The sequence below is a fragment of the Streptomyces sp. NPDC096310 genome (genome assembly GCF_044763125.1).
GTDB lineage: Bacteria > Actinomycetota > Actinomycetes > Streptomycetales > Streptomycetaceae > Streptomyces.
In genome coordinates, this window is sequence record NZ_JBIWFO010000007.1 from 230,627 (window position 1) to 243,061 (window position 12,435).

Below are 12,435 nucleotides of genomic sequence, written 5' to 3' on the forward strand. Positions count from 1 at the left end.
CCGTACGACAACGGCTAAGGAGCGCATCATGAACGCCCGTCTGAACCCCCTCTCCTTCCCCGCCTCGGCCAAGGCCCTCAAGCATGTGGTCGCGGCGAGCAGGGCGCTCGCGGAGTCGGACCTGCCGAACGCGACGAAGGAGCTGGTACGGCTCCGCGCCAGCCAGATCAACGGCTGCGCGGGCTGCATCGACATGCACACCAAGGAGGCCGCGCACGCCGGGGAGACCTCCGTGCGCCTGAACCTGGTCGCGGCGTGGCGGGAGGCCACCGTCTTCACCGATGCCGAGCGGGCCGCGCTGGAGCTGGCGGAGCAGGGCACCCGGATCGCCGACGCGGCCGGTGGCGTCCCCGACGAGGTGTGGGCGAACGCCGCCAAGCACTACGACGAGGAACAACTCGCCGCACTGGTCTGGGACATCGCCCTCATCAACGCCTTCAACCGGCTGAACGTCATGACCCAGCAGCCGGCCGGCGACTACCAGCCCGGCCAGCACGGATAGCGGGGAGCGCTGGGGGAGGGTGGGGCGGGGCCGCCGGCCCGCCCCACCCGGCGGCGTCGGTGTCAGCCGTGCAGCCTCAGGCCCTTGATGATCTTGTCGATCGTGGTGCGCGGGCCGTGGACCGCCAGGCCCACCAGGTCCAGCGCGTCCGCCGGTACCGCGCGGACCGCCGCCCGGTTGTCCTCGTCGTTGCCCGTGGCGAACATCTCCGCCGTGTAGAGGGCGGTAGGGACGGCGCGCGAGAGGGCGCGGGCGTGGCTGCGGGTCAGGGCGGGGGCGTCGGCGGTGAAGCAGAGGACCGGTTCGCGCAGCAGCGCGAGGTAGTCGTTGCCGGAGGCGTCCTCGTACCGCTTGCCCATGATGTCGTCGCGGGCGTGCGCGATACCGCTGGCCAGGAAGGCCGTCACGTTCAGCTTCTGCCATACGGCCAGGTCCTCGCGGACGATGACGGCGATCTTGGTGTCGAAACGGAAGGGCGCTCCGGCGGAGGGGGTCGCGGAGGAGGTCCCCGAGGGGGTTCCGGAGGTCTCGGGCGTGCTCGTTGTCATGCCGTGAGTCTGTCCGGTGGGTGGAACGCCGTCTTGAACGCTCGTGCGCCCCGGCACACTGGACGTATGAGCGGGTACGAGGGTCAGGCGGACGGGGGCGACGACTGGGCCAGTTACTGGCGCGATCCGCACCGGCCCCTGGAGGCCATGCACGCCCACTTCGTCCGCCATGTGTTCCACCTGCACAGCCACGACGCGTACTCCTTCGCCGTCACCGAGTCCGGCGCCCAGCGCTTCCGCTGCCGGGGCGGCGGGCACACCAGCAGCACGGGGATGATCATGGCGTTCAACCCGGACGACCCGCATGACGGGGAGTCCGCGGAGGAACTGGGTTTCACGTACCGGATCATGCACATCGGGCCCGAGGTCGTCCGGGACGTGCTCGACGACATCACCGGTGGCCGCGCCCGTATGCCTCTCTTCGACCGGCCCGTGGTCGACGACCCGGTGCTCGCCCGCGCCCTGCGCCGACTGCACCCCGCGCTCGTCGGCGGCGCGGATCCGCTCGTACGGGAGGAACGGCTGACCGCGGCCGTGACGGCGATGGTGCGGCGCAACGCGTCCTCGGGCACGGGGTCCGCCGCGCCCCGCGAGCTGTCCGGCGGCGGACAGACCCATGCGGCCCGCCGGGTGCGGGCCCTGCTGGACGAGGCGTACGAGCGTGATCTCACCGCGCAGGACCTCGCGGACGCCGCCGGGTGCAGCCGGTTCGCCCTGTACCGGGCCTTCCGCGCCGTGTACGGGATGCCGCCCAGCGACTACCAGCGCCTGCTCAGGCTGCGCAAGGCCCGTGGGCTTCTCGCCGCGGGCCACTCGGCCGCCGACGCCGCCGCACTGTCCGGCTTCGCCGACCAGGCGCACTTCCACCGGTGGTTCGTCCGGTCGTTCGGGGTGACCCCCGGCATGTTCGGGCGCGCGGACGGTGGGACGGGCGCGCGCCCGCGCGTGCACGCGTGAGTCAGGCGAGCCAGTCGGCGTAGTGGGTGGGGGCGAGGTGGGCGTTCCTGTCGGTGAGGACGTCACCCTTGACGGCGGCGAACATGCCGGCGGCGGGGTCGGTGACGACGGTGCGGTGGTCGCCCGTACGGGACAGGGTGATCCGGCCCAGCTCGTCCAGGGGGAAGACCTCGGGGCCGGCGATCTTGTGCATGCCGTTCAGCGGGGGGCCCGCGGCGACCTCCGCCACCGCGGCGGCCACGTCCTTGGCGGCGATGGGCTGGATCGGTGTGGCGGGCAGCCGGACGGTGTCGCCGTCGGTGGTCATGGCCAGGACGGCGCCCATGAACTCCATGAACTGCGTCGCCCGGACGATCGAGTAGGGGACCGGCCCGGCCGCGAGGATGTTCTCCTGGAGCGTCTTGGCCCGGTAGTAGTCCAGCTCGGGTACGCGGTCGGTGCCGATGATCGAGAGGATGACGAAGTGGCCGACGCCGCCCTTGGTGGCCGCGGCCAGGAGGTGGTCCATCGAGGTCCGGAAGAAGTCCGGGGAGGCCTCGTCGAAGGTCGGGGAGTTCGTCAGGTTGACGAGGACGTCCGCTCCCGCCGCGGCCTCGTCCAGTCCCTGGCCGCTGATGACATCGACTCCGGTGGACTGCGAGTGCGGTACCGCTTCATGCCCCGCGGCGTTCAGGATCGTGACGACCTGCGACCCGATCAGCCCGGTACCGCCGATGACAGCGAACTTCATGACATGCCTTCCTTCGGTGATGTGCGGGAAATGCGAGTTACACGAGTTATGTGAGGTGTGTGAGGTGCGCTGGGGCCAGCATGGGGGCGCGGATCGGGCCACGCCACAGGGGGCGCGCGTCCGAAGCATCGGCCGGCCGTGGGGGAGCCGGCGGTGGTCAGGAACCGTCGACGAACGTGACCGTCTCGTCGAGCCGGGCCCGGCCGGTACGGGCGTCATCCACCGTGACGTCCTCGAATCCGATCGACATGCCGCAGAAGAGGATGAGCTCGTCCGGGGGTGACAGGACCTCCGCGACGGTCCTGTGGTACTTGGCCCATGCCATCTGTGTGCAACTGTGCAGACCTTCGGCGCGGAGCAGCAGCATGACGGTCTGGAGATACATGCCGACGTCGGCCCATTGGGCCGAGCCCATGTCGCGGTCGATGTAGCAGAACAGGGCGGCGGGCGCGCCGAAGCACTGCCAGTTGCCGGCGGCGGCCCTCTGGCGTGCCTCGATGTCCTCGCGCGGAATGCCGAGGGCGCCGTAGCGCTGCTCGCCGAAGGCGGCCCGGCGTTCGCGGTACGGGGACTTCAGTGCGGGCGGGTACTGCTCGTACTCCGGCTCGTCCCAGGGGTCGCCCGAGGCCACGCGCTCGCCGGCGCGCTTCTTGAGCTCGGTCAGCGGTTCGCCGGTCAGTACGTGGACGTGCCACGGCTGGAGGTTCGATGCGGACGGTGCCCAGGCCGCGGCGGACAGTACGCGCTCCAGTGCCTCCCTCGGGGCGGGGCGGCCGGTGAATCCGCGCACGGCCCGTCTGCTCCTTACCGCCTCGTAGACATCCACGGTCATCTGCCTCCGTCCGCCCGGTGCCACCTTCGTTGTGATCGTAACAGTATCATTTGATACTGTCTTGAGCGTGACTATCGTCGCGTAAGCGTCCTCGGCCCCCGGCGACCCGCCTCGGGCCCCGTTCTTCGGGAGAGATCCATGACCACGCTGCTGCACATCGACTCGTCCGCGTATCCCGGCGAGGCGTCCTCGTCCCGTTCCGTCGGGGGCACCTTCCGCACGGCATGGGAGGAGCAGAACCCCGAAGGCACGGTGATCTACCGCGACCTCGCGGCCCGCCCCGTCCCGCACATCACCGCCGACGCCCACGCCGCCGGTCTCCTCGCCCCGTCGGAGCGCACCCCGGAGCAGTCCGCCGCGTTCGCCGCGCGCGTGGCGCTCATCGAGGAGCTGGAACGGGCGGACGCCGTCCTGATCGGCGCCCCGATGTACAACTACTCGATCCCGTCGACCCTCAAGGCGTGGCTCGACAACGTGATCCTGTTCGGCCGCACCGCGGGAGAGGCCCCCTCCGCCCAGGGCACCCCGGTCGTCGTTGTCGCCAGCCGTGGCGGCTCCTTCGCGCCGGGCACCCCGCGCGAGGGCTACGAGTTCGTACAGAACTACCTGGAGGCAGTCCTCAGGAACACCCTCGGTCTGGATCTCGACTTCATCGTCCCGGAACTCACCATGGCCCCCCGCAACCCGGCCATGTCCGAACTGGTCCCTCTCTACGAGGCATCCCGCAAGCGCGCGTTCGAGGACGCGAGCGCCAAGGCCAAGGAGGTCGCGGGCGCGCTTACGCCTCGCCGTCCGCGTGACCGGTGAACCGGGTCAGCAGATCCGCCAGCCGCTCGGCCTCGCCGGGCCCCAGACCGGCGACCAGCCGCTCGGACAGCGGCTCCGCCGCCGCATGGGCCGCGTCGAAAAGCTCGACACCCTCAGGTGTGATCTCCACGGCCCGTGCCCGCCGGTCCCCCGGAACGGCCTTGCGTACGGCCAGCCCCTTACGCTCCAGGTCGTCCACGACCCGCATGATCCCCGCCTTGTCCGACCCCGTCGCCACCGCCAGGTCCCGCTGCACCGTGGGCCCGCGGTCCATGAGGACGATCAGCACGGCGAAATGCCGCAACTCGATGCCGAGCGGCCGGAGCGCCTCCGTCATCACCGTGGCCGCGTGCCAGTGCGCCCGGCGCAGCAACAGGCCGAGAGCGAAAGGCGAGGCGTCCCCCGGGCGGCCGGTCGCACGCGAGGTGGTGGTCCTGTGGGGAACGTCGGCGGTCATGAGGTCACACTACAGCGATCGTTTCGGTCGATACGGTGTCAATTGAGACGTGACGGCCGAGGTGACGGCTGAGATCTGTCGCCCGGATCCGGGACGCCCTCGGGCGTGGCCCTCCGCCCCGCACCCCCACCGGCCCGCGCCGCGCGGTACGTTCGGGCCCGTACGCGGAGACAGTGCGCGGGCCAGCGGCGGACAGCACAGAGCGGAGTCACAGCGTGAGCGGCGTGAGCGTCAGGACGACCGAGGGGGCCGACCCGTTCGGGACGGCGCGGCTGCGGCGAGGAGTGCTGGACGCGTGGGGGGCCGGCCCCGCGCGGTTCCGTGAGGACGCCAACGCCGAGGAGGACCTGGCCCTCGGCGGCTACCGGGACCGGCTCGTCGTCGAGCTGGCCCAGAACGCCGCCGACGCCGCCGCCCGCGCCGGGGTCGAGGGCCGGCTCCGGCTGACCCTGCGGCCCGCGACCGCCGACGGGCCCGCCGTACTGGTGGCCGCCAACACCGGCGCGCCGCTCGACGCGACCGGTGTCGAGTCGCTGTCCACCCTGCGCGCCTCCGCCAAGCGCGAGGGGCACGAGAGCGCCGTGGGGCGGTTCGGCGTCGGCTTCGCCGCCGTGCTCGCCGTCAGCGACGAGCCCGCCGTCATCGGCCGGCACGGCGGCGTCCGCTGGTCCCTCGCCGAGGCCCGCGAACTGGCCGGGGCGACCGCGCAGGCCAGCCCCGGCCTCGGGGACGAACTGCGGCGCCGCGACGGCCACGTACCGCTGCTGCGGCTGCCGCTGCCCGCCGAGGGCACCGCCCCGGACGGATACGACACCGTCGTCATCCTGCCGCTGCGCGACGGCGCCGCGACCGCGCTCGTGGAGCGGCTGCTCAGCGGGGTCGACGACGCGCTGCTGCTCACCCTCGCGGGGCTCGCCGAGGTCGTCGTCGAAACGCCCGAGAGGGAGCGGGCGGTACGGCGTACCCAGGACGGGGCGTACGTCGTCGTGCACGACAGCGCGGGCGGTGCGGGCACCGGCGGCGAGGTACGCCGCTGGCGGGTCGTCAGCCGCCACGGCGCCACCGGGGCAGCCCTCCTCGAAGGGCGGCCCGTGGAGGAGCGGCTGCGCCCGCACTGGGCCGTGACCTGGGCCGTTCCCGTGGACGACGAGGGCGCCCCGGTCCGGCCGCGCACCGCGCCCGTCGTGCACGCCCCGACGCCCACCGACGAACCCCTCGGCGTGCCCGCGCTGCTGATCGCCACCCTGCCGCTGGACACCACACGCCGCCATCCCGCGCCCGGCCCGCTCACCGACTTCCTCGTCGCGCGGGCGGCCGAGGCCTACGCCGAACTGCTCGCCGCCTGGGAGCCCAACTCCACCGGCCTCCTCGACCTCGTGCCCGGCCCCCTCGGCAAGGACGAACTGGACGGCAGCCTGCGTGCCGCGATCCTGGAACGGCTGCCGCGCGTCGCCTTCCTCACCCCCGCGGTCCCGGCCGGCCCGGACGACGACCAGGAGGAGGGGGGACCGGCCGCGCTGCGCCCCTTCGAGGCGGAGGTCGTGGAGGGCGCGGGCGCCGACACCGTACGGGTACTGGCCGAGGTGCTGCCCACCCTGCTGCCCGCCGGGCTCGAACGGCGCCCGGAGCTGCGTACGCTCGGGGTCGGCCGGCTGCCCCTCGGCGACGCCATCGAGCGCATCGCGGGCGTCGAACGGCCGCCCGCCTGGTGGCACCGGCTGTACGAATCCCTCGCGGGCGTGGACGCCGACCGGCTCTCCGGGCTGCCGGTGCCGCTCGCGGACGGGCGTACGACGATCGGGCCGCGCCAGGTGCTGCTGCCGCTGCCCGGCGGGGAGGACGGAGCCGAGGGGGCCGGTTCCGCCGATCTCGCACGGCTCGGGCTGAAGGTCGCCCACCCCGAGGCCACCCACCCCCTGCTGGAGAAGCTGGGCGCGCTCCCGGCCACACCGCGCGCCATTCTGACGACTCCTCAGGTACGGGCGGCGGTCGCCGCCTCGCTCGACGCGGGCGAGGTGTGGGACGAGGACGCCACCACCCCGGACGCCGAGGAACTGGCCGAGCTGGTGCTCACCCTCGTACGGGACGCGGGACTTGAGGCGGGCGACGAGCCGTGGCTCGGCGCCCTCGCGCTCACCGACGAGGACGGCGAACTGGCCCCAGCCGGTGAACTCGTCCTGCCGGGAAGCCCGTTCGCCTCCGTACTGCGCGCCGACGAACTCGCGTACTGCGACGCCGAGCTGGCCGAACGCTGGGGCGAACAGCCCCTCGCCGCCTGTGGAGTACTCGCCGGCTTCGCCCTCGTACGCGCGACGGACGTCGTCCTCGACCCCGACGAACTGGAGCCCAGGGACGGCGACTTCGCCGAACCCGACGACGCCGGACTGCTCGACGCCGTCGACGTCTGGTGCGAGGACGTCCTGGACCGGCTGCCCGACACCGCCGTACCGCCGGTCGCCACCGAGATCGTCGCCGTACGCGACCTGGACCTGGTGGACGACGAGGCGTGGCCACAGGCGCTGACACTGCTCGCGCGGCCGCCGCTGCGCGACGCGCTCGTCCAGCCCGTACGGGTCCTGCTCCCCGACGGGACGACGGAGAGCGTGCGCTCGTACACGGCGTGGTGGCTGCGCGACCACCCCGTGCTGGACGGACGGCGCCCCGCAGGACTGCGCTCCGCCACCGGGGACCCGCTGCTCGCCGGGTTGTACGACGCGGTGGACGCGACCGGCTTCGACGACGCGCAGGTGCTGCGCGCCCTGGGTGTACGGACCTCCGTCGCCGCGCTGCTGGACGAGCCCGGTGGCGCGGCCGAACTGCTGGGCCGGCTCGCGGACCCGGAGCGGCGGGTCACGGCCGGGCAACTGCACGCGCTCTACACGGCGTTGGCCGAACTCGACCCGGACCAGGTGACCCTGCCGGACGAGTTGCGCGCGGTGGTCGACGGCGAGGTGCGGGTGGTCGACGCGGCGGACGCGGTGATCGCCGACGCCCCCGACCTGCTGCCGCTGACGGCCGGGCTGCCGCTGCTGCCGGTCGCGCCGGCGCGCTCGGCGGAGCTGGCGGAACTGCTCCAGGTGCGGCGGCTCAGCGAGACGGTCGTCGCGGAGGTGACGGGTGAGGCGGCGGCCGGCGGCGAGGAGCACGAGGTGCCCGACGCGGTCCGCGCCCTGCTGGGCCCGGCCACGCCCGCCACGTACCGGGAACACGAGGAACTGGTCGCGGGCGGCGCCGAACTGGACTGGCGCCGCACCCCGGACGGGGTACTGCACGCGGCGACGCTGGAGGGCGTGGCGGCGGGTCTCGCGTGGGCGGCGGGGCAGTGGCCGCGACGGTTCGAGGTGGCGGCGCTGCTGGAGGACCTGTCGCGGACGGAGGAGCTGGCCAGGGACCGCTGGTTCGACTGATCGGCCGATCTTCCCGTCTTCGCAAAAAAGTCATTATTCCGTACAACTATTCACATGCGTACCTCGTCTGGTCTGTCGAGTCACCAGGCTCACAGACCAGACGGGCCCCGCCGTACGAACGACGCACCGCGGGGCCCCTTCTCCACTTGGGGAACGTATGCGTATTCGTGCCACTGTTGCCGCGGTCTCCGGCGCCCTGGCCCTGTCCGCTCTCGCCGTACCGGCCTCCCAGGCCGCGCAGTCCGGCGCGGCCGGCGGCGAGCGCCCGTCCGCTCCGGACTACGGCTTCTCGGCCCAGCACGGCGCCGCCGCCGCGCCGAAGGCCAGGACGAACGGTCTCACCGCCACGGCGAAGGCCGCCGCCGCCCCGGTCATCACCAGGACGGTGGTGAACGGCGGCAAGCCGATCGTCGTCGGCACCACCGCCACCAAGAAGGTCACCGTCGCGATCACCGCGACCCACGCCTCGGGCATCGCCGACGCCGGCACGCTCCTCTGGATCGGCAAGAACCTCGACGACGACGACGCCTTCGGCTTCGGTCAGAACGAGGACAAGGCCACGTGCAAGGCCGCCAACGCCACCACCTCGACCTGCACGCTCACCGTCACGGTCGACCCCGGCCTGCTGATCAACACGGACGCCACCTACTGGAACGTCGGCGCCGCCGTGCTGGCCAAGGGCGGGACGGACGTCCAGAACGACAAGTTCACCAAGATCCGCTTCCAGCGGCTCTCCAAGCTGACCGTCGACGCCTCCCCGGAGCCCGTGAAGAAGGGCAAGACCCTCACGGTCACCGGCAAGCTGTCGCGCGCCAACTGGGAGACCGCCACCTACAAGGGGTACGCCACCCAGACGGTGAAGCTCCAGTTCCGTAAGAAGGACAGCAGCACCTACACCGACGTCAAGACCGTCAACACCTCCAGCACCGGCACGCTGAAGACCACGACGACCAGGACGACGGCCTCCGGCTACTGGCGCTGGAGCTTCGCCGGTACGGCCTCGACTCCCGCGGTCAACGCCATCGGTGACTACGTCGCCGTGAACTAACGCGGGAGAGGCCTTGGGAGAGGCCTTGGCGGCCGGAGCGCGCCCCGGCGTGCACACCGGGAATACCCGGCGTGCACGCCGTACCGGCCGTGTATCCCCGCCACGCGGTCGGCACCACGCGTGCGTGCGACGGCCGGGGGTAGGCGCGGTGCATGACTGTCGCGAAGAACAGTGTTCTCATCCTCGACTGCGCCGAACCCGCCGAACTGGCCGGGTTCTACGCGTCCTTCCTCGGCGCCGAGACCCGCGTCGGCGTGGATCCGGACCTGGTGGAGATCGTCGGCCATACCGGGATCCATCTCGCGATCCGGCGGGACCACGGCCACGCACCGGCGAGCTGGCCGCGCCCGGAGAGTTCCCAGCAGGCGCATCTGCGGATCACGGTGTCCCAGGGGGAGATCGACGAGGCGGAGCGCGAGGCGATCGCTCTCGGCGCCCGGCCCCTCGACACCAAGGACAACGGCGGACCGTGGGACTCCCGGGTCTACTCGGACCCGGCCGGGCACCCCTTCACGCTGGCCGTCCTGCGCTGAGACCGCTACGAGGCGGGGAACCTGCGCCCCACCCACCGCCAGCACATCTCCAGCGCCACCGACGCCACCACCGCGATCCCCACCGCGGCCCACGGCACCGTCGTTCCCACCAGCTTCAGCGCGAAGAAATGCTGAAGCGCCGGTACGGCCAGCACCACCAGGAACGCCAGCCCCATCGACACCACCAGGCAGATCCGCCACCACGTGTACGGGCGCGCGACGATCGCCAGCACCCACATGGAGACCAGGAACAGTGTGAGCGTGGCCGCGCTGGTCTCCGCGCCGAGCGAGTCGGAGCCGTTGTAGGAGTGCCGGGCCAGCAGATACGTGGCGAACGTGGCGATGGCCGCGATGATCCCTGAGGGCACCGCGTACCGCATCACCCGCCGTACGAAGTGGGGCTGGGCACGCTCCTTGTTGGGGGCCAGTGCCAGGAAGAACGCCGGGATGCCGATCGTCAGCGTCGAGAGCAGCGTGAGGTGGCGCGGCAGGAAGGGGTACTCGACCTGGAAGCACGCCACCAGGATCGCCAGCAGCACCGAGTAGACGGTCTTCGTGAGGAAGAGCGTCGCCACCCGTGTGATGTTGCCGATGACGCGGCGGCCCTCCGCCACCACCGACGGCAGCGTCGCGAAGCTGTTGTTCAGCAGCACGATCTGCGCGACGGCCCGTGTCGCCTCCGAACCCGAGCCCATCGAGACGCCGATGTCCGCGTCCTTCAGCGCCAGGACGTCGTTGACGCCGTCCCCCGTCATCGCGACCGTGTGCCCGCGTGACTGGAGCGCGCCGACCATGTCGCGCTTCTGCTGCGGGGTGACCCGGCCGAAGACCGCCCCCGCGTCGAGCGCGTCGGCCATCCCCTCCCGTTCGGCGGGAAGATGCCGGGCGTCGACGGTCCGCTCCGCGCCCGACAGGCCGAGCTTGCCGGCCACCGCGCCGACGGAGACCGCGTTGTCGCCGGAGATGACCTTGGCGGCGACATCCTGGTCCGCGAAGTAGGTGAGGGTGTCGGCGGCGTCGGGCCGCAGCCGCTGCTCCAGTACGACGAGGGCGGTCGCCCGGGCGGCGGACGCGGCTTCGGGGGAGTCGAGGCCGGGACCGCCCGTACTCACCCCGTCCGTACCCCCGGCGCCCGGAGGGACGTGGGCGAGCAGCAGGACGCGCATCCCCTGGCGGTTGAGGTGGTCGACCTCGGCGAGCGCCGGATCGTCCGCGGGCAGCAGCACATCGGGCGCGCCGAGCAGCCAGCGGGAGAGACCGTCGCCGCTCCCGGTCCCGGCGGCGCCGTTCTCCTCGAACGCGGCGCCGCTGTACTTCCGTACGGACGAGAAGGGCAGCGCCGCCGCCACCGGCCACCGCCCGCGCTCGCCCCGGTACGCGTCGATGATCGCCTGGAGGCTGGGGTTGGGGCGCGGATCGGACTCCCCGATCGCGCCGAGCACCTGCCGTACGTACGACACGTCCGCGCCCCCGAGCGGGCGCAGCTCGCTGACGTCCATGCCGCCCTCGGTGAGCGTGCCCGTCTTGTCGAGGCAGACGACATCGACGCGCGCCAGCCCCTCGATGGCGGGCAGCTCCTGGACGAGGACCTTGAGCCGGCCGAGCCGGACGACCCCGATCGCGAAGGCGACGGAGGTCAGCAGCACCAGGCCCTCGGGGATCATCGGGACGATCCCGCCGACGGTCCTGGCGATGGAGTTCTTGAAGTCGTTCTGCTTGACGACGAGCTGGCTGAGGATGAGCCCGATCGCGGTCGGGATCATCATCCAGGTCACGTACTTGAGGATCGTGCTGATGCCGTTGCGCAGCTCGGAGTCGACCAGTGTGAAACGGGACGCCTCCTCGGCGAGCTGCGCGGCGTAGGCGTCGCGCCCGACCTTCGTGGCGTGGAACGCGCCCCCGCCGACGACCACGAAGCTGCCCGACATCACGGGGTCGCCGGGACGTTTCAGCACCGGGTCCGCCTCGCCGGTGAGCAGCGACTCGTCGATTTCGAGGCTGTCGGCCTCGGCCACCACCCCGTCGACCACGACCTTGTCGCCGGGGCCCAGCTCGATCAGGTCGCCGAGGACGATCCCGGAGGTGGAGATCTCGGCGGCGACCCCGTCGCGCCGTACGGTCGGTCTCGCCTCGCCGATGACCGCGAGACCGTCGAGGGTCTTCTTGGCGCGCAGCTCCTGGATGATGCCGATACCGGTGTTGGCGATGATCACGAAGCCGAACAGGGTGTCCTGGATCGGCGCGACGAAGAACATGATCACCCAGAGCACGCCGATGATCGCGTTGAAGCGGGTGAAGACGTTCGCCCGGACGATCTCGGTGGTGGACCGGCTGCTGCGCACGGGGACGTCGTTGACCTCCCCGCGCGCCACATGCGCCGCCACTTCGGCGGCGGTCAGCCCGGTGTGCCGGCCGGCGGGCCGGCGGGGCGGCGTCATCGGGTGCACGGGGTCCAGCTCGGCGCCCGCGTCGATGGCGGGCGTGGTGGGGGCCGGGGCGCCGCTCGGCCGGGAGCCGGGCGGTGCCCCGGCCCCCGGCCGGGAGCCGGGCGGTTCCGGGCCGTCGGCGTTGATCTTCGCCCGCTGCGTCATGTTCCGACGGTACGGCGGGGAGG

General features: G+C 72.3%; 11 protein-coding genes. 6 read left to right on the top strand and 5 right to left on the bottom strand.

Annotation, left to right across the window (positions count from 1 at the left end):
- The first annotated feature begins 28 nt into the window (after positions 1–28).
- A complete protein-coding gene (locus ACIQ7D_RS17270; protein ID WP_403938284.1) occupies positions 29–502 on the top strand; it encodes a carboxymuconolactone decarboxylase family protein in 474 nt (157 codons plus the stop codon).
- 62 nt (positions 503–564) lie between these two features.
- On the opposite strand, the gene ACIQ7D_RS17275 is transcribed toward ACIQ7D_RS17270, so the two are convergent.
- Entirely contained in the window at positions 565–1,050 is a 486-nt protein-coding gene (locus tag ACIQ7D_RS17275; RefSeq protein ID WP_403938286.1) for a DUF2000 family protein, read from the bottom strand.
- Positions 1,051–1,116: 66 nt separating this feature from the next.
- On the opposite strand from ACIQ7D_RS17275, the gene ACIQ7D_RS17280 reads away from it, so the two are divergent.
- Positions 1,117–2,007, top strand: coding sequence for an AraC family transcriptional regulator (locus tag ACIQ7D_RS17280; RefSeq protein ID WP_403938287.1), 891 nt, complete (start codon positions 1,117–1,119; stop codon positions 2,005–2,007).
- Position 2,008: 1 nt separating this feature from the next.
- Here the strand turns inward: ACIQ7D_RS17280 and ACIQ7D_RS17285 are convergent, their stop codons facing one another.
- Positions 2,009–2,737 carry an SDR family oxidoreductase gene (locus ACIQ7D_RS17285; RefSeq protein ID WP_403938289.1) on the bottom strand — a complete coding sequence of 243 codons (729 nt, stop codon included), beginning with the start codon at positions 2,735–2,737 and terminating at the stop codon, positions 2,009–2,011.
- 157 nt (positions 2,738–2,894) lie between these two features.
- Positions 2,895–3,563, bottom strand: coding sequence for a nitroreductase (locus ACIQ7D_RS17290; protein WP_403938349.1), 669 nt, complete (start codon positions 3,561–3,563; stop codon positions 2,895–2,897).
- A gap of 144 nt (positions 3,564–3,707) precedes the next feature.
- Here ACIQ7D_RS17290 and ACIQ7D_RS17295 point away from each other — a divergent pair, with 144 nt between their 5' ends.
- A complete protein-coding gene (locus ACIQ7D_RS17295; RefSeq protein WP_403938291.1) occupies positions 3,708–4,376 on the top strand; it encodes an FMN-dependent NADH-azoreductase in 669 nt (222 codons plus the stop codon).
- Here the strand turns inward: ACIQ7D_RS17295 and ACIQ7D_RS17300 are convergent.
- The gene (locus ACIQ7D_RS17300; protein ID WP_403938293.1) at positions 4,348–4,833 is read right to left on the bottom strand and encodes a MarR family winged helix-turn-helix transcriptional regulator; all 486 of its coding nucleotides are present in this window, start codon (positions 4,831–4,833) and stop codon (positions 4,348–4,350) included. The two genes, ACIQ7D_RS17295 and ACIQ7D_RS17300, sit on opposite strands and share 29 nt — an antisense overlap.
- Before the next feature lie 224 nt (positions 4,834–5,057).
- Between ACIQ7D_RS17300 and ACIQ7D_RS17305 the strand changes: the two genes are divergently transcribed.
- From ACIQ7D_RS17305 to ACIQ7D_RS17315, 3 genes are all read left to right on the top strand, one after another.
- Positions 5,058–8,240, top strand: coding sequence for a sacsin N-terminal ATP-binding-like domain-containing protein (locus ACIQ7D_RS17305; RefSeq protein ID WP_403938294.1), 3,183 nt, complete (start codon positions 5,058–5,060; stop codon positions 8,238–8,240).
- A 157-nt stretch (positions 8,241–8,397) separates the two neighbouring features.
- Entirely contained in the window at positions 8,398–9,288 is an 891-nt protein-coding gene (locus tag ACIQ7D_RS17310; RefSeq protein WP_403938296.1) for a DUF5707 domain-containing protein, read from the top strand.
- 152 nt (positions 9,289–9,440) lie between these two features.
- Positions 9,441–9,821, top strand: coding sequence for a VOC family protein (locus ACIQ7D_RS17315; RefSeq protein ID WP_403938298.1), 381 nt, complete (start codon positions 9,441–9,443; stop codon positions 9,819–9,821).
- 5 nt (positions 9,822–9,826) lie between these two features.
- Here ACIQ7D_RS17315 and ACIQ7D_RS17320 read toward each other — a convergent pair whose 3' ends face one another.
- The gene (locus ACIQ7D_RS17320; RefSeq protein WP_403938300.1) at positions 9,827–12,412 is read right to left on the bottom strand and encodes an HAD-IC family P-type ATPase; all 2,586 of its coding nucleotides are present in this window, start codon (positions 12,410–12,412) and stop codon (positions 9,827–9,829) included.
- Between the last annotated feature and the right edge of the window lie 23 nt (positions 12,413–12,435).